The sequence below is a fragment of the Ferruginibacter sp. SUN106 genome, assembly GCF_050611765.1.
Taxonomy (GTDB): domain Bacteria; phylum Bacteroidota; class Bacteroidia; order Chitinophagales; family Chitinophagaceae; genus Ferruginibacter.
In genome coordinates, this window is the sequence record NZ_JBODJC010000001.1 from 1,301,625 (window position 1) to 1,319,974 (window position 18,350).

At 38.3% G+C, this 18,350-nt stretch carries 16 protein-coding genes; 10 read left to right on the top strand and 6 right to left on the bottom strand.

The genetic code is table 11. The features are described 5' to 3' along the window. The first annotated feature begins 19 nt into the window (after nucleotides 1-19). From ACQ334_RS05350 to ACQ334_RS05375, 6 genes are all read left to right on the top strand, one after another. Complete coding sequence (locus tag ACQ334_RS05350) at nucleotides 20-1,567, top strand: sodium:solute symporter (RefSeq protein ID WP_430987136.1); 1,548 nt, start codon at nucleotides 20-22, stop codon at nucleotides 1,565-1,567. 48 nt (nucleotides 1,568-1,615) lie between these two features. Continuing rightward, nucleotides 1,616-2,347: a TIGR00730 family Rossman fold protein gene (locus ACQ334_RS05355; RefSeq protein ID WP_430987137.1), complete on the top strand. Its 732-nt coding sequence runs from the start codon at nucleotides 1,616-1,618 to the stop codon at nucleotides 2,345-2,347. After that, on the top strand, nucleotides 2,347-2,985 hold the full coding sequence (locus tag ACQ334_RS05360) for an O-methyltransferase (RefSeq protein WP_430987138.1): 639 nt from the start codon (nucleotides 2,347-2,349) through the stop codon (nucleotides 2,983-2,985). The genes ACQ334_RS05355 and ACQ334_RS05360 overlap by 1 nt, the downstream gene beginning before the upstream one ends. A 2-nt stretch (nucleotides 2,986-2,987) precedes the next feature. Further along, complete coding sequence (locus tag ACQ334_RS05365) at nucleotides 2,988-4,154, top strand: glucosaminidase domain-containing protein (RefSeq protein WP_430987139.1); 1,167 nt, start codon at nucleotides 2,988-2,990, stop codon at nucleotides 4,152-4,154. An 11-nt stretch (nucleotides 4,155-4,165) separates the two neighbouring features. After that, nucleotides 4,166-4,708 carry a hypoxanthine phosphoribosyltransferase gene (gene hpt, locus ACQ334_RS05370; RefSeq protein WP_430987140.1) on the top strand — a complete coding sequence of 181 codons (543 nt, stop codon included), beginning with the start codon at nucleotides 4,166-4,168 and terminating at the stop codon, nucleotides 4,706-4,708. A gap of 64 nt (nucleotides 4,709-4,772) precedes the next feature. Beyond that, complete coding sequence (locus ACQ334_RS05375; protein ID WP_430987141.1) at nucleotides 4,773-6,542, top strand: YfbK domain-containing protein; 1,770 nt, start codon at nucleotides 4,773-4,775, stop codon at nucleotides 6,540-6,542. 94 nt (nucleotides 6,543-6,636) lie between these two features. Here ACQ334_RS05375 and dnaJ read toward each other — a convergent pair whose 3' ends face one another. Continuing rightward, nucleotides 6,637-7,809, bottom strand: coding sequence for a molecular chaperone DnaJ (gene dnaJ, locus ACQ334_RS05380; protein WP_430987142.1), 1,173 nt, complete (start codon nucleotides 7,807-7,809; stop codon nucleotides 6,637-6,639). 78 nt (nucleotides 7,810-7,887) lie between these two features. Further along, a complete protein-coding gene (locus tag ACQ334_RS05385; protein ID WP_430987143.1) occupies nucleotides 7,888-8,439 on the bottom strand; it encodes a nucleotide exchange factor GrpE in 552 nt (183 codons plus the stop codon). Nucleotides 8,440-8,577: 138 nt separating this feature from the next. On the opposite strand from ACQ334_RS05385, the gene ACQ334_RS05390 reads away from it, so the two are divergent. The 3 genes from ACQ334_RS05390 (at nucleotide 8,578) to ACQ334_RS05400 (ending at nucleotide 10,988) form a co-directional block, all read left to right on the top strand. Continuing rightward, the gene (locus tag ACQ334_RS05390) at nucleotides 8,578-9,759 is read left to right on the top strand and encodes a class I SAM-dependent rRNA methyltransferase (protein ID WP_430987144.1); all 1,182 of its coding nucleotides are present in this window, start codon (nucleotides 8,578-8,580) and stop codon (nucleotides 9,757-9,759) included. 85 nt (nucleotides 9,760-9,844) lie between these two features. Further along, nucleotides 9,845-10,093, top strand: a complete 249-nt coding sequence (locus ACQ334_RS05395) for a hypothetical protein (RefSeq protein ID WP_430987145.1) — start codon at nucleotides 9,845-9,847, stop codon at nucleotides 10,091-10,093. A 106-nt stretch (nucleotides 10,094-10,199) separates the two neighbouring features. After that, a complete protein-coding gene (locus tag ACQ334_RS05400; protein ID WP_430987146.1) occupies nucleotides 10,200-10,988 on the top strand; it encodes a DUF2452 domain-containing protein in 789 nt (262 codons plus the stop codon). Here the strand turns inward: ACQ334_RS05400 and ACQ334_RS05405 are convergent, their stop codons facing one another. The 4 genes from ACQ334_RS05405 to ACQ334_RS05420 all read right to left on the bottom strand — a co-directional run bounded on the left by ACQ334_RS05405 (nucleotide 10,989) and on the right by ACQ334_RS05420 (nucleotide 16,657). Further along, a complete protein-coding gene (locus ACQ334_RS05405) occupies nucleotides 10,989-11,732 on the bottom strand; it encodes a DUF2490 domain-containing protein (protein WP_430987147.1) in 744 nt (247 codons plus the stop codon). Between the two features lie 18 nt (nucleotides 11,733-11,750). Next, nucleotides 11,751-13,418, bottom strand: a complete 1,668-nt coding sequence (locus ACQ334_RS05410; RefSeq protein ID WP_430987148.1) for a putative transporter — start codon at nucleotides 13,416-13,418, stop codon at nucleotides 11,751-11,753. Between the two features lie 61 nt (nucleotides 13,419-13,479). Further along, nucleotides 13,480-15,363 carry a phosphoenolpyruvate carboxykinase (GTP) gene (locus ACQ334_RS05415; protein ID WP_430987149.1) on the bottom strand — a complete coding sequence of 628 codons (1,884 nt, stop codon included), beginning with the start codon at nucleotides 15,361-15,363 and terminating at the stop codon, nucleotides 13,480-13,482. A 370-nt stretch (nucleotides 15,364-15,733) separates the two neighbouring features. Then, on the bottom strand, nucleotides 15,734-16,657 hold the full coding sequence (locus tag ACQ334_RS05420; protein WP_430987150.1) for an AraC family transcriptional regulator: 924 nt from the start codon (nucleotides 16,655-16,657) through the stop codon (nucleotides 15,734-15,736). Between the two features lie 152 nt (nucleotides 16,658-16,809). Here ACQ334_RS05420 and ACQ334_RS05425 point away from each other — a divergent pair, with 152 nt between their 5' ends. After that, nucleotides 16,810-18,342: an aldehyde dehydrogenase family protein gene (locus ACQ334_RS05425; protein WP_430987151.1), complete on the top strand. Its 1,533-nt coding sequence runs from the start codon at nucleotides 16,810-16,812 to the stop codon at nucleotides 18,340-18,342. Nucleotides 18,343-18,350: the final 8 nt, after the last annotated feature.

Sequence of the window (18,350 nt, forward strand, 5' to 3'; positions counted from 1 at the left end):
CATTTATTCACTATCAATTATGTCTCCATTAATTTTATTTTCCTTCGTTATTGCCTACTTCGTAATTCTGTTAGGTGTAGCATGGTATACCAGCAAGAACAGTACTAACGATACATTTTTTAGCGGAAATAAAAACAGTAACTGGATGCTGGTTGCTTTTGGTATGATTGGTACCAGCCTTAGTGGCGTAACTTTTGTAAGTGTGCCTGGCGCAGTGGGAGACTTTGGCGGTGCAGGCTTTAAAGGTTTTGCATACATGCAGGTGGCTATTGGATACCTGATCGGCTATGCTGTTGTGGCTTTTATTTTATTGCCTTTATATTATCGTTTAAATCTTACGTCAATTTATAATTATTTATTGCAGCGTTTTGGTGTAGTGGCTTATAAAACCGGCGCATTGTTTTTTATTATCAGTCGCACTGTGGGTGCCACTGCAAGATTGTACCTGGTGGTGAATATCCTGCAAATATTTATTTTAGATAAACTTCATGTTCCTTTTTTAGTTACTACAGCAGTTATTTTATTAATGATCTTATTATACACTTTTGAGGGCGGTGTAAAAACGATTGTATATACAGATACGCTACAAACTTCTTTAATGGTTACCGGGCTGGTGGTATGTGTTATATTTATTTTAAGCCAGCTGCATTTGTCAGGTGGAGAGGCCATAAGCCAGATAAGTGACCGTGGTTATTTTAATGTTTTTAATTATGATATTAACAGTAAAGGATTTTTTCTGAAGCAGATTGTTGGGGGCGCTTTTATCACTATAGCTATGACGGGGCTTGACCAGGAAATGATGCAGAAAAATATCAGCGTAAAACGTCTTGGCGATTCGCAAAAGAATATGATTACGATGAGTATTATTTTAGTGTGTGTGTTGTTTTTGTTTTTAGTGCTGGGTGGACTACTTTATTTATACACCACATCAAAAGGTGCCGCTTACACAGAAGTAATGGTGAATGGCAAAATGGTTAAACAATTATTGCTTGACGGAAATAATATTTTAGGAGATAAGATTTTTCCAACCGTGGCAATGGAAATGTTGCCTCCTGCAATAAGTGTAATGTTTATCATTGCATTAATTTCTGCATTATTCCCCAGTGCAGATGGAGCATTAACTGCACTTACCTCTTCTTTTTGTATTGATATATTAGGCCTGCAGCAAAGAAAAGACCTGGATGATAAAGGAAAAAAGAAATTGCGTTTATCAGTCCACCTTACATTTACAGTTGTCTTTCTGGTTTGTATCTGGATATTCTATAAGATAGCCGATAATAGTATTATTGATAAAATACTGGACCTTGCAGGATATACTTATGGCCCTTTACTGGGTTTATTCGCATTCGGGATTTTTACTAAAAGAAAACTGGCGAATACTTTTTTAATTACTCTGGTCTGCCTGCTTTCTCCGGTGATTTGTTATTTGATAAGTATGTATTCTACTGAGTTATTTGGCGCATATAAAATTGGTATTGAAATGTTGCTGATCAATGGCATATTTACCTTTCTTGGCTTATTGTTAATTTCAAAAAAAGGAGATCACAAAGCAAATATTTTAGTGTAACTTTACATAGTTAGTAAGTGCCATTCTGCAATTTTTAAAAATCGTAGAATGGCATTGTATTTATATAATCAAAACAAAAAAATGAACGGAACGATTAATGCTTTGAAACAACGTAGCTGGAAAGAAAGCCAGGCACATAGCAGCTGGCAGATATTTAAAATAATGGCCGAATTTGTGGATGGCTTTGAAGCACTAAGTAAAATTGGCCCATGTATTTCCATATTTGGAAGTGCCAGAACAAAACCCGGTAACAAATATTATGAGCTTGCTGTAGAGATTAGTAAACGGCTTGCCGAAGAAGGCTTTGGTATCATCACTGGTGGTGGCCCCGGCATAATGGAAGCAGCTAACAAAGGCGCTTCTATTGCAGGAGGCAAATCAGTAGGCTTAAATATCGACCTGCCATTTGAACAACATCCTAATCCTTTTATCGACAGGGATAAATCGTTGAACTTCGATTTTTTCTTTGTGCGTAAAGTAATGTTTGTAAAATATTCACAAGGGTTTATCATGATGCCAGGCGGCTTTGGTACCATGGACGAATTTTTTGAAGTGGCTACTTTAATTCAAACAGGAAAATTTAAACAATCACCTATGATATTAGTAGGTAAGTCTTATTGGACAGGGTTGATCAACTGGATAAAAGAAACGATGGGAGAGGAAGAACATAATATCAATCCGGAAGACCTTAACCTGATTCATATATTTGATACCGCTGATGAAGTAGTTGATTTTATGCTGGACTATTATAAAACCAAACCTTTAGCGCCAAATTTTTAATGGAATTAGTAAACCATACTGTGGAAGCCTATGCAAAGCGGTTCTCATCGCCACTGGATGCAGTATTGCAGCAAGTGGAGGATTTTACTTTGCAAAATCATCCGCACGCACATATGCTGAGCGGCCACGTGCAGGGTAAAGTGCTGGAAATGATCAGCAGCATGATTGCCCCTCAGCGAATATTGGAGATCGGTACTTTTACCGGCTTCAGCGCATTATGTTTGGCAAAGGGTTTGCAGGCTGGTGGACAGCTGCATACAATAGAATTAAGGGAAGAAGATGCGGCTACAGCAAGGAAATATTTTAGCCAGGCAAACGTTAATGATAAGGTAATATTACATATCGGCGATGCCAGGCAGATAATCCCCACTTTGCATGAAGCATGGGACCTGGTTTTTATCGATGCTGATAAAGTGAGTTATATTGATTATTACGAATTAACTTTGCCTGCCGTAAAAAAGGGTGGTTTTATACTGGCGGATAATGTGCTTTTTCACGGAGAGGTATTGCAAACAGAAATAAAAGGGAAAAATGCTAAGGCAATCCAGGCTTTTAACGAACATGTTGAAAAAGATAACCGGGTAGAAAAAGTTTTGCTCACGGTAAGAGATGGTTTATTGCTGATAAAAAAAATATAAGAATGAAGAGATTGTTTATTGTTGGGGTATTGTTTTTAAGCACCGCAGTTGCACGTGCACAAAGTATGCTTACTCCCGAACAATACATTGCAATGTATAAAGACATTGCCATTAAAGAAATGAAACGCATGGGTGTACCGGCTGCAATAACATTGGCACAAGGCATTTTAGAAACTGAAAGTGGTAACAGCGACCTGGTTAAAAAATCCAATAATCATTTTGGTATTAAATGTAAAGCTAACTGGACAGGTGCCAGCGTAACCCATGATGACGATGCCGCAGGGGAATGTTTTCGCTTGTATAAAACAGCAGATGACAGTTATCGTGATCATAGTAATTTTTTAAGGGGTAGCGAGCGGTACGGTTTTCTTTTTAAATTAGATGTGAAAGATTATAAAGGCTGGGCCTACGGTTTAAAGAAAGCAGGTTATGCCACAAATCCGGCTTATCCGCAAATTTTAATTAAACATATTGAACAATACAACCTGCAGCAATACACTTTAGTTGCGGCAGATGAAGTGCCGAAGTTTGATGCCGGTAAATACCAGGATGATGCAGAAGATAAAGGAACAACTGAAAAAATTGCTGATGATGCAAAAGTACCAGATGAAGCAAGTATGCTTGATGTAAGTGATAAAGTAATTAGTGTAAATGGTAGTAAATGTGTTTATGCAGGCAAAGGCACTTCGTTACTGGTGGTAGCTACAAAAAATAATATTCCGCTTAGTAAAATGCTCAGCTTTAACGAACTTTCTGAAGATGGTATGCTGATAAAAAATCAGAATGTTTTTTTAGAAAAGAAATCTAAAACCGGTGAAACAGATTTTTATATTGCAAAAGCAGGAGAATCATTATACGACATTGCACAAAAGAACGGTATACAATTACAATATATGCTGGACTATAATAAATTCTGGGGTAATGAAGATATTCTTGCAGGTACAAAGATTTATTTAAAACCAAATCTTGCACCGGCAAGGCAGGCTGCAGCTCCTTCAGTAAATTCTGTAGTAACAGCGGCCGGCTCCAAAACACATATTGTTGCAGCTAAGGAAGGTTTGTATGGCATTGCTAAAAAGTACAACATTACGGTACAGCAACTTAAAGAATGGAATAACCTTGATGGTGATGCTTTACATATCGGACAGGAATTGATCATTGCAAAATAAAAATATCTTACATGACTACTACTATTGAAGTAAACAATAAAAAATTTACTCCTTTTATAACTGCAGCGCAAATTGATGAACAAATAAATATATTGGCGGCTGAGATTAACCGTGACTATGAAGGAAAGCGTCCCCTTTTTATTGCTATTTTAAATGGCTCTTTTATGTTTGCTGCCGATCTTTTTAAAGCCGTTACTATTGAAGCCGAAATTTGTTTTATTAAACTGGCTTCTTACAAAGGCACTAAGTCAACCGGCAACGTAATTACTTCTATTGGCCTTGATGAACCATTGAATGGCCGCCATGTTGTAATTGTGGAAGATATTGTAGATACCGGTAAAACACTGAATGAGTTTCTGCCACAATTATTTAATCAGCAGCCGGCTTCTTTAAAAATAGCGGCATTGTTGCACAAGCCTGATGCATTGGCACATCCGGTTAAAATTGATTATCTTGGCTTTAATGTTCCAAATAAGTTTTTGCTTGGCTATGGTCTTGATTTTGATGGATTAGGAAGGAATTTAAAGGAAATTTACCAGTTGGTGGAAGGGTAGCAGGCAACATAAAGAGCTGAAAGACTGTCTTAACCAAAATAAATTAGTGCAATTAACCTTACCTGTGCTACAACGGTTGCTTCATATTATGTTGTTTACTGCATCTGCATTCATCGCAAATGCTCAGTATTATATTCGGGGCCAGGTAAAGAATGAAAAAGATCAACCGCTTCAAAACGTTAAGATCGTTTTGCAATCCAATCACTTATTGTATTATTCCGGGGCAACGGGCGCTTTTGGTATTACCACTAAAACACTTAGCGATTCACTTTCGTTCAGTCTTGATGGCTATGAATCCAAAACCATAAAAATAAATGCTGATCAATGGCAGGATGTTAATTTAAAAACATTGCCGTCTAATGTAAATCGTAACCGGCCTAAATTAATTTCTGTAACAAAAAATTTCAACCAAACCTCAAAATTTCATTGGTATGTAAACAATGAAACCTATTTCCAGCTGGTAGAAAATGAATATGTAAATGCAGAAAAATTTCCCAACACAGGTTTTTCTTTAAATGTAAATAAAGCATCGTACAGCAATATCCGCAGGTTCATCAATATGGGTAGCACAGTACCCCCTGATGCGGTGCGTACAGAAGAATTGCTGAATTATTTTAACCTGCATCGGAGAGAACCGGAAAATAATGAGGTGTTTAAAATTGAGTCGCAACTTTCGGCATGCCCATGGGATGAAGACAAACAATTGTTGTATTTAAATATCAATGCAAAAAAATTAGATCTTAATAAGATCCCCGCCAGCAATTTTGTTTTTTTAATTGATGTATCGGGTAGTATGGATATGCCTAACCGGTTGCCTTTACTTAAAGCAGCTTTTCAGTTATTTGTAAAAAACCTGAGGGCAATTGATACCATTTCCATTGTTACTTATGGCGGTACAGTTGGTATTCATCTGCAGCCAACGAGTGGTACAGAAAAGGAAAAAATAATCAAGTCGATCGAAGAACTGGAAGCCAGTGGTGATACACCTGGTGAAGCAGCGATAATGACAGCTTATTCACTTGCAGAACACACTTTTATCAAAGGCGGAAGCAACCGGGTGATATTAGCTACCGATGGAGATTTTAATGTGGGCCAAACATCCGAAAAAGCTATGGACGAGCTGATCACTAAAGAAAGGCAGTCTGGTGTTTTTCTTACCTGCCTTGGCGTGGGTATGGGTAATTTTAAAGATTCTAAATTGGAAACCCTGGCTAAAAGAGGCAATGGTAATTACGCTTATTTAGATGATATTAACGAAGCAGAAAAAGTTTTAGTAAAGGAACTGACGCAAACTTTTTATGCTGTAGCAGATGATGTGTATATGAATATGCAATTCAATCCTAAATTAGTAAAGCAATACCGGCTGATTGGTTTTGATAATAAAAAGGATGCCGTACAGGATAGTACTATTGATATGGAAGGAGGCGAAATTGGAAGTGGCAGCAGTGTACTGGCCATATTTGAAATTGTACCGCAGGATCAAAAACTTTTTTCCGGTGATGTGCTGGATAAAGATGGTGTTGCCAAATTATCGATGCGCTACAGCCTTTGTAATGATACCGCTCACAAATTAATGGAATATATTTGCCCGGCAGTATTTACTGAGTTTAAAAATATTGATAACGAATTGCAGTTTGCAACGGCTGTAACTATGTTTGGGCTTAAAGTAAAACAATCGAAATATATTAAAGATGCTGATTGGCTGCAGATAGAGACAATTGCAACGGCTGCATATAACCAGAACGATTACCTGCAAACAGAGTTTTTACAAATAATTGATAAAGCGCAGAAGATTTATAAAGGCAAAAAGGGAAAGAAGAAGAAAGATGATTGATAACGTGAGTGGTGAATCGTCAATTGTAAGTTTGAAAGCAGTTTTCAAATTTGCCTCACTCACGTCTCACCACTCACGCCTCACGCCTCACGCTTTAGCTGAACATCTCTCTCACTTTATCAAAAAATGATTTATCGTTTTTATCTGGCTTTGGTACAAAGTTCTGGCTCTGCTGCATTTTCTCCAGCATTTGCTTTTCTTCTGCACTCACATGTTGTGGTGTCCATACATTTACCTGTATCAATTGATCCCCTTTTTCATAACTATTTACATTGGGGAAACCTTTGCCTTTTAGTCTGAAGATCTTTCCACTTTGAGTACCTGGCGGAATTTTTATTTTGGCCCTGCCATCAATGGTAGGCACTTCTACCTGTGTTCCAAATACTGCGTCAGGAATAGAAATGTGAAGATCGAATGCAACATTCAACCCATCTCTGTGTAATTGAGGATGAGATTCTTCTTCAATCAAAACAATTAAGTCGCCATTGCTGCCACCACGTTCACCTGCATTGCCTTTACCCCCCACACTTAATTGCATGCCTTCCTGTACACCTGCCGGTATATCAATCGTTACTGTTTCTTCGCCATATACTCTTCCTTCACCTTTACATGCGGTACATTTATTGGTAACTGTAGTGCCTTCGCCATTACAGGTAGGGCAGGTGGTTACAGTTTGCATCTGGCCCAAAAAAGTATTTTGTACACGACGTACCTGCCCGCTGCCACCGCAGGTACCACAGGTGCTGACACTGTTTTTATCTTTTGCCCCGCTACCGCTACACGTAGTACAGGACACGTATTTTTTTACCTTGATAGTTTTAGTGGTACCCTTTGCAATCTCTTCGTAATTCAATTTTATTTTTACCCTGAGGTTGCTGCCCCTGGTACCCCTGCTTCTCCCGCCACTGCTTCTTCTGCCACCACCACCAAAGAAACTGCCGAATGGGCTCTCGTCTCCAAAAATGTCTCCAAACTGGCTGAAGATGTCATCCATATTCATACCGGCACCTCCGCCGTATCCGCCACCGCCACCACGCCCCGGACTAAATGCCTGGTGACCAAACCTGTCGTATTGCGCCCTCTTATCAGCATCACTTAAAATTTCATAAGCTTCTGCAGCCTCTTTAAATTTTTCTTCAGCGGCTTTATCTCCCGGGTTACGGTCGGGGTGAAATTGCATCGCTACTTTGCGGTACGCTTTTTTTATCTCGTCCTGCGATGCAGATTTGGAAACCCCTAATATTTCGTAAAAATCTTTTTTTGACATAGTTTCTGGCTACAAGCTTCTGGTGAATATTAAACTGCATGGCCATATACTTGTAGCTTGAGGCTTGCAGCTTTCTTTTTATTTTCCTACCACCACTTTTGCAAAGCGGATGATCTTATCATTTAAGTAATACCCTTTTTCCACTTCATCCACCACTTTGCCTACCATCTTTTCACCAGCTGGAACTTCCGTAATGGCTTCGTGTTTTTCCACATCAAATTCGGTATTGATGCTTTGCATTGCTTTAAGGCCTTTGTTAGATAAGGTGGTTCTTAATTTACCAAACACCAAACCAATACCTTGCTTAATGGAAGCTATATCTTCACTGTTCTGCATTTGCTTTTCAGCACGGTCGCAATCATCCATTACTTCAAGCATAGAAACAATAACATCTTTGCCGGCAGTCTGAATAAGTTCTATTCTTTCTTTGGCATTGCGTCTTTTAAAGTTGTCGAACTCAGCAAAAAGCCTGAGGTACTTATCCTTTTGTTCTTCCAGCTCAGCCTGTAATTTTTCTGTGGCATCTTCAGCACCTTCATTGCTTAAATGCGTATTGCCGGGTACATCGGCATCGGCATTAATATTCATTTCCATATTGTCTTCGGGTGTAATTGCTTGTTTCTGATCCATACTTATTTTAAAAATTGGTTGCGAAGGTACAACAGTCAAACATTTTGCCAAGCCTTGTTTTGCAGCCAAATTGGCAATTTTTGGGGCTATAGCGGGACATTTTGAGTGGCCTGACAGCTAAACCGGTAACTTTGCGCCATGAAGAGCATTACTTTAAATAAAAATATCAGCCGCAGGGTAGAAAGTGGCCATCCGTGGATTTTCAGCAATGAGGTGAACACAGGCAAGGAAAAAGATACGAATGCCCAACCTGGAGAAATAGTAGAGGTGTACACTTTTGATAAAAAATTTATTGGCCGGGGGTATTATAATCCTCAATCGCAGATATCCGTCCGCTTGCTTACCAGGGATAAAAATGAACATATCGATGATGCCTTTTTTTATAATCGCATTAAGCAAGCCTGGGAGTACCGGCAAAGAATTGGCTATTCCGAAAATTGCCGCCTCATCTTTGGCGAAGCCGATGATATGCCACAGCTGATCATTGACAAATTCAACGACTATTTTGTGATACAAACTCTGGCATTGGGGATTGATGTGTGGAAGCCAGCCATTGTAAAAGCCTTAAACGAATTATTTACACCTAAAGGTATTTACGAACGCAATGATGTGCCAGTACGTGAACTGGAAGGCATGGAACAACACAAAGGTTTTCTTTCTGCCGAATTTGATACCAATATTATCATTAATGAAAACGGGATAAAGTTTAATGTAGATATTGCCAACGGACAAAAGACAGGTTATTTTTTAGATCAGCAGGATAACCGCAGGGCTATTCAGCATATTGTAAAAGGTGCTGATGTACTGGGGGCTTTTTGTTATACCGGCTCCTTCGAAATAAGTGCTGCATATTATGGCGCTAAGTCTGTTTTGGGTTTAGATATTTCTCAGAATGCTGTTGATATGTGCAATAAAAATGCAGCATTAAATGGCCTGGAAAAAATATGCCGCTTTGAATGTGTGAATGCATTTGATGTATTAAAAAATTGGACCAAAGAAGATAAACGCTGGGATGTAGTGATGCTTGACCCGCCATCTTTTACCAAAAGCAGAAGCAGTATTGATAAAGCTGTTGCCGGGTATAAAGAAATTAATTTAAGAGGAATGAAGTTGGTGAAGCCAGGCGGGTTTTTAGTCACTTCAAGTTGTACCAATTTAGTGCAACCAGAATTGTTTTTAGACATCATACAGATGGCGGCCAAAGATGCCAAGAGAAAAATAAGGCAGGTAGTGTTTAATGCGCAAAGTGCCGATCATCCCATTATAAGAGGACAGGAAAATACGCATTACCTGAAATTTTTGATAGTGCAGGTATTGTGATAATTTATTTAACCTCCCGGACTTTATACTGTGTTTTTCTTCAACAATTTTATTGACTAAAACTGTTACTGCATAATTTTATGTCATGAAAATGTATCAGTTTAAATACCAGGAAATATTGATGAATGAGTCATTTGTAAATGAGGAACGTTTTCTGGAACAATACAAATATTTGTTTGAAGAAATCCTGAACTTTCATTCCATCAATAGTAAAAACGTTTACGAATCTATAAATATCAGCGGCAACCGTATTAGCTCAAAACCGTTGGTAATAGAAACTTTATTAAGAAAAAACAGATTACCTGCCTTTCAGTTTTTGGTTTGCAAAAATTAGTTTACTCCAGCCTTTTTTTATATCAGTTAAATAAAAATAATTTTGTTTAAAACAATATAGCTGAATACTTGTTATGCTATAAACAATTTTTAAATTAACTGTTCTGATGACCTCTATATATAATTTTATCGGCTCCTGGCAATTGTTTCCTGAAAAAGGCATCTATGAAACAGGTAGCCGACCCAAATCAGGCATCTGCATTATCACTGCTAACAACGACAAGCAGCTCATCAGCATCAATACGAACTGGGTAACATTAGAAAATCAGGCTTTCGCCGCCCAATATGAATTAGCAGCAGATGGAGCATTGCATGCTTTTGCTGATAATGATTTGGCGGATATGGTAAAGGTGGACATTATAAGTACTATTCATTTTGAAGTTTTCTTTTATAAAAATGAAAATGAAATATTGCAGGTGATACATGAATTATTGCCCAATGGTTATTTGAAAATTATTCAGAAAGGTTTTACTACAGGGCAAAAACCCTATATCAATACTGAAGTGTATCACAGGCAAATGAGTGTGCTGCCTTATGCGTCTTCTGCATCCGGAGCATTGGTTAAGCCGACCGAAGAAGGAGTAATAAGGCATAAGGCTTTAAGTGCCATGGAAGAGCAAACCAATATGCAACTGGACCAGATAAGGCGGCAAATAGAATTACTGGCTTTACAGGCGCAGGAAATTCAGATGCGAAAGGAATTATCCATGATTATTTATAATGCTAAATTGAGTTTTTCGCCGGTGATCGGTTCGGTATATTATCTCTATCAAAAAAACGATGACACTCATTTTGTTTCAATGATTGCACCTGGGCAATGGGGCAGGGGAGCTGCTTATAAAGAATTTATTGCAAAAGTAAAATTGCTGGCTGATCATACCTGGGTGGAAGTGTAATTATTTCTTTCTGAAATCGGGCGTATAGTAAAAGAACAAGCGAAAAGTTTCATTTACATCATATTGATAGCCTGACGATTTTTGTTGTTTTACCAGCATGTATCCTAAATCAAAACTTAAATCTTTTGTGCATTTTTGTTTAATTCCGATGAACACCCTGTCCTGGTCAAATGTGTTATAAACAATTTCTTTCCCAAACTGAATACATAATTCATCTGCAATCACGACAGATGGATATTTTGGATTTTTTGAAACAGGAATAGTAAAGCTTAATAAATATCTTATTCTGTCCGTAAATTTATTTTGCCCGGTTGCTTTATCATTCACAATTTTTTGTTGCCAGCGTTGTTCATTACGTAAACGTTGCAACATACTTACCCTACCAATTTTAGAAGTGATCTGTGCCTGCTGATAGATCCTGTCTTCATTAGAGAAAGTTTTCCATCCTGCGGTGGATGGAGCTACCCACATGTGTCCATAGCCTGCAGTTAATATGATATTATCTTTTAACCAATAGTTAATGCCTGCACGAACAAAGTGAAAGCTGGGATCTTTAAAAAAATTATTTCTTCTTTCGTGCAGATCAAGTGAAAGGCCCCATTTTTTATAAAATTTTGCAGTACTGTTAATACTAATCCATGACTGGTATTGTTTGTTGATCTCTTTTGTTTTTGTTTGTGCAGAGGAATAATATGTGCTGACAGAGAACAATAACAACACTCCAACTCTTAACCACTTTTTCATAATTTATTTTTTAGAATACTAAGCAAATAATAAGATCAATAATTCTGCGGACACAATACGTAATATCATGGTAAGTGGATATACCGTTGCATAAGTAGCAGAAGGTATATCATTGCCTGCCATTTTTAAAGCGAATGCTAATGCCGGCGGGTCGGTAGATGCACCTGCCAGTAAACCACAGATTTCAAAATAGGTTTTTCTGAAAAATTTATGCGCAATGATACCAACGATGAGCAATGGTAACATTGTAATTACAGCACCCATTATTATCCAGGTCCAGCCATTGCCATTTACAAATGCTGCAGCTAAATTGCCACCGCTGTGTAAACCAACGCTGGCTAAAAATAAAGTTATACCCAACTCACGCATCATTAAATTGGCGCTGTTAGTGGTGTAAGTATTCAGGTAAACAACACCTCCAAACCGGCTCATCAGTAATGCTACAATCAATGGCCCGCCAGCCATACCAATTTTTACAGCCACCGGCATACCGGGAAAATGGATCGGGATGCTTCCAACAATAACTCCCAGTACGATGCCCATAAAAATCGGGGCCAGATCAGGTGATTCAAGGCGTTTAACAGAGTTGCCAAAAACTTTCGCTACCAGTTCCACACCTTCCTCTGTTCCAACCACTTTCAACGTGTCGCCTAATTGAAGGTACAGGTTACCGTGAGGTACTATTTCAATTCCGGCACGGTTTAAACGGGTGAGTGTAAAATCATGTTGGTGAATTTCCGGATGATCGCCTAACCTTTTATGTGTTACTTCTTTGTTTGTAACCACAATATATTTTGAGATCAATCCACCGTTACTTTCATCTTTCAGGTTCATGTTACTTACCGAACCGATGAGTAATTTCAATTGTGCCAATTCATGTTTAGGAACTACTACCAGCAACACATCATTTTCATCAAAAATAATATCCGGGGTGGGAGTAATCACTTCTCCTTTATGATACATTCTTGAGATAACGATCGGGTCTTTTAATAATTCAAATACTTTACGCAGGGGTTGCCCTATCAGTTGTTTGTTATCTAAATTCAGGTGAATAGATACAGGCCGCTTTGACCTAAAAATATTCAGCTTGCGATGTAATTCTTTTTCTGTGTCGATATTGGTGTTGAATATTTTTTTTAATAACAGTAATGAAAAAATAATTCCAAACACACCAAAAGGGTAAGCAATGGCGTAAGCTAATGTCATCATTGAATTATCTACCCCTGTAATATTAGCTTCTTTAACTGCAGATTGTGCAGCTGCAAGACCTGGTGTATTAGTAACGGCACCACTCATTAAACCTGTCATCACTGTAATGTGATTGCCGGAAATGAATTTAAAAGTAATGGTGATGATAACGCCCAGAAAAACAACAGAGCCTGCCAGTAAGTTATTGCCTAATGCGTTCTTCTTTAATGATGCAAAAAAACCAGGCCCCACCTGCAAACCAATAGAGTACACAAAAAGTATCAGTCCGAAATCTCTTAAAAAATCTTCTGTCTCTTTATTTACAGTTACGCCAAGATAAGAGAACAATAATCCCATGAACAATACCCAGGTAACGCCCAATGAAATTCCAAAAAACTTTACTTTTCCCAGCCAGATGCCAATCGCAATCACTAATCCGTAAATCAACACTGCATGAGCAACTGTAGCTTCGGTAAAAAGTTTTATTATCCAGTTCATGATAAAAAATATGAGTGAAAAATAAAGGGCACTCTGACTTTACAACAGTGCCCTTTTTATACTAGTGATGTTCAGGCTGCAACCCAAAATGTTCGGGAGAACGCCACAAAGCAGATAATAACAATTCTTTCATAAAAATAAATTCCTTCGGAAGTTTATCATAAAAACGGGAGAACAATTCCTCGTGTGATAATAGTTCTTTCTTCCAGGGCTCTCTGTCTACTGTCATAATATGCTCAAAATCGGCTCTTTCAAAATCTTTCATATCTGTCCAGTCAATATCCTCATACCTTGGCATCCATCCGATAGGGCTTTCAATACCTGAAGCATGTCCGTTAATTCTCTCTACTATCCATTTTAATACTCTTACATTTTCGCCAAAGCCGGGCCACAAAAATTTACCCTCTTCATCTTTTCTAAACCAGTTCACACCAAAAATTCTTGGGGCATTAGGCAATGTTCTGCCAAATTGTAACCAGTGATTTACATAATCACCAATATGATATCCCATAAATGGTAACATCGCAAATGGGTCATGACGTACTTTTCCTATTTCACCAAATGCTGCAGCTGTGGTTTCGCTACCCATTGTGGTAGCTAAATAAACACCAAAGTTCCAGTTAAAAGATTGATACACTAACGGAACAGTAGTACTTCTGCGGCCGCCAAAAATAAAGCCGCCGATATGTACCCCTTTTGGATTTTCCCAATCCTCATCAATAGCAGGATTTTGATAAGCGGGTGCAGTAAATCTTGAATTAGGGTGTGCTGCTGGTTTGCCGCTTGCAGGATCCCATGGTTTGCCATGCCAGTCAATTAATCCTTCAGGAATTTCTTTGGTCATGCCTTCCCACCAAACATCTTTATCAGGTGTAATGGCCACATTGGTAAAAATGGTATTGGCACGAATGGTTTCCATTGCATTTGGATTGGTTTTAGAATTGGTACCTGGTGCTACTCCAAAGTAACCAGCTTCGGGATTGATAGCATATAGTGCGCCGCCGTGGCCACGATGTATCCATGCAATATCATCACCTACTGTAGTTACTTTCCAGCCATCAAATTGTTTGGGTGGAATTAACATGGCAAAATTAGTTTTGCCACAGGCACTGGGGAATGCAGAAGCTACATAAGTCTTTTGTCCTTTAGGATCCTTTACACCCAATATCAGCATATGTTCGGCCAGCCAACCTTCTTCTCTGCCCATTTCAGATGCAATGCGTAATGCAAAGCATTTTTTACCCATCAAGGCATTGCCACCATAACCACTACCATAAGAGATCACCAGTCTTTCATCAGGAAAGTGAGAGATGTATTTAGTGTTGGGGTTACATGGCCAGCTTACATCTTTGGCACCTTTATCTAAAGGGGCACCAACAGTATGTAAACATTTTACAAATTTTTTAGATTGCATGTAGGGCAGAATATTTTCTCCCATACGGGTCATGATTCGCATATTAACAACAACATATTCAGAGTCGGTTATTTGCACACCATATCTTGATAAGGGAGAACCTACTGGCCCCATGCAGAATGGAATCACATAAAGTGTACGCCCTTTCATAGCACCGGTAAGTAAATCGTTTAAGATCACTTTCATTTTATCGGGAGCCATCCAGTTATTGGTAGGTCCGGCATTTTCTTTAAGACGGCTGCAGATAAAGGTTTTATCTTCCACACGTGCCACGTCACTGGGATCGCTAAAGCAGGCAAAACTATTCGGACGCTTCTCCTGGTTTAATTGTATAAAAGTTCCTTTTCTTACTAAGAGCTGGCAAAAATTATCATACTCTTCCTGGGAGCCATCGCACCAATGTATGGCATTGGCATCGCATTGTGCTGCGATCTGTTTAACCCAGCTATCAATTTCATTCTTTGCCTGGCTTGATCCCAGGGAAGAAAAATTACTTGGTATTGACATGGGTTGAGTTTTTAAAATTGACATGATTTTAATTTTTAAAAATGATCGATTTTATAAAGATGTAATCTGAAAGTTTTTGGTGTAGTTGTTATCTTTAATTCTGATGTAAAATTATTTCATTAATAAAAGTGGTTACTGACAGCAGTTAGTATTTTATATGATTTGAATTAGCATGTTGCAAAAATGCAGGTTCGAACGCATCGTTTTCATTGACAAAAGCAGAAGAGATGCAGGTTTCTTTTAACTGTTATGCATGAGACTACAGGACAGTTGCTATTTTGTTTTTCTATTTATTTAAATAAGGGAAGAGTAAGAAAATGCAATATTAATGAGAGATAATCTGCCCGGCAAATGTACTGCTGCACTTAAATTATTTTGCAGGCCTTTGTTGAACTCAGTTCATGCAACTTTGATATATACCAGGCGTAATGCCTTCTGATTTTTTGAATAATCGTACAAAATAATTTACATCACCAAAGCCACATTGATTACTTACACTGGTAACGGTATTACGTTTATTGGCTAATAATTGTTTGGCTAATTTAATGCGTTCTTTGTTGATGTATTCTAATGGTGTAATACCAAACTGCTCTTTAAACCAGATGAAAAACATATTGCGGCTGAGGTAGGCTTTGCGACACAAAATATCTATTGCAATTTTTTCTGTAAGGTGTTCGTGAATATAATGCAATACATAATGCTGCCGGTTGTGATTAGTATTATTTTCAATTTCCGTACTTACCTGTTGCAGGTACTGGCTTTGCACCAGGCGTATAAGTAATTCTTTCAGGTTAAGGTCTGCAAAAATATTTTTAGCTTTATCGGTACCACTACACACACGAATCAGTTTGTTGATTAAACCCGTTACTTCAGTATCATTATCAAAATGATATTTATTGAACTGTAATTTCCATTCGTGGGCATCTTCTTTATCGCTGTTGTAAAATGTATTCAGGTAATGTAAAGTGGAATTCATGTATTGTTCATCAACAGCAAGGGCAATGCATTGGGTAGGGTTTGCTGTTTCTGCTTCGGGAAAATCAATTACCATTGTTTCATTAGCCGGAACGATCACTGTTTCGCCGGGTAAATAATCAAAAGCCGGTTTATCAAACAAGTGCATTACCTTTTTTCCTCTCACCATGCTGGTAATTACAAAGTCACTAAATGTAAGGGGTACCCGATAAGTTTCCTGGTAGCTTTCAAATACATTCAGCTCGCAATTGTTTAAATTAAAGATGCGGCGGTTTTCCACCAGGGTTTGCAAATACTTTGGATGCGTAAGGTTAATTTTTTGTAAATGATTTTTTACAGGCAATGCAACTTCCGTTTAGGATTCAATAATACAGATTTCCGGTAATCCAAACAATGATTTGGTACAATTGTGCTATAAAAAAACACTAAAATACAGTTGTACCGGTACAGGTATATCGAAATTAGGGTATTATTTAACGATTAAAACGCTTGTATATGAGTACAGAAACAACAGCTGCACCAAAATCTGCTGTAGCAGCTCGTCCCCAATTCAAAACAAAATATGATCATTACATTAACGGTCAATGGTTGGCTCCTGATAGTGGTGAATATTTTGACAATGTATCTCCCATTGATGGAAAAGTATTCACACAAGCCGCAAGAGGCAATGCAAAAGACATTGATAAAGCAATTGATGCTGCTACAGAAGCTTTTAAAACCTGGAGCAAAACTGCAGCGGCTTATCGCAGTAACCTGCTATTAAAAATTGCGCAGGCGGTAGAAGATAACCTGGAATATCTTGCCATTGTAGAAACTATTGATAATGGAAAAGCATTAAGAGAAACGAGGGCAGCAGATCTTCCGTTGGTAGTGGATCACTTTCGTTATTTCGCAGGTGTTATCCGTAGCGAAGAAGGTACTATCAGCGAACATGATGATACTACAGTGAGCATTAATTTACATGAACCTATTGGTGTGGTAGGACAAATTATTCCCTGGAATTTTCCTCTGTTAATGGCCACATGGAAAATTGCGCCGGCATTAGCAGCAGGTTGTACTGTTGTAGTAAAACCGGCTGAACAAACACCTACAAGCATTATGGTGTTGATGGAATTGATAGGCGATATTTTACCTAAAGGCGTACTGAACATTGTTACTGGTTTTGGTGTGGAAGCTGGTAAACCCCTGGCATCTTCGCCAAGAGTTAATAAAGTTGCTTTTACCGGCGAAACAACAACCGGAAGATTGATCATGCAATATGCTTCTGAAAATTTAATTCCGGTAACAATGGAATTAGGTGGTAAGAGCCCTAATATTTTCTTTGAATCGGTTGCAGATGCGGACGATGAATTTTTTGATAAAGCAATTGAAGGTGCAGTAATGTTTGCATTAAACCAGGGCGAAGTGTGTACCTGTCCATCAAGAATTTTAGTGCATGAAAATATCTACGAAAAATTTATGCAGCGGGTAATACAACGTACCAACGCAATCAAATTAGGTAATCCTTTAGATGGTACTGTAATGATGGGCGCACAGGCTTCTGAAGATCAATATCAGAAAATATTAAGCTACCTGGATATTGGTAAGCAGGAAGGTGCGCAGGTATTATGTGGCGGCGAAGCTTTTCACCAGAACAGCGGACTGGAACATGGGTATTATATTAAGCCAACTATTTTTAAAGGGCATAATAAAATGCGCATTTTCCAGGAAGAAATATTTGGGCCTGTTGTGGCAGTTACTACATTTAAAACTACCGAAGAAGCTATTGCCATTGCCAATGATTCGTTATATGGTTTAGGTGCCGGTGTGTGGACAAGGGATGCGCATGAATTATACCAGGTGCCAAGGGCAATACAAGCTGGCCGGGTTTGGGTAAACTGTTATCATCATTACCCTGCACATGCGCCTTTTGGTGGTTATAAAAAATCAGGCTTTGGCAGAGAAACGCATAAGATGATGCTGAATCATTATCGCCAGACAAAAAATATGCTGGTTTCTTATAGCAAACAAAAACTAGGCTTTTTCTAAACTAAAAT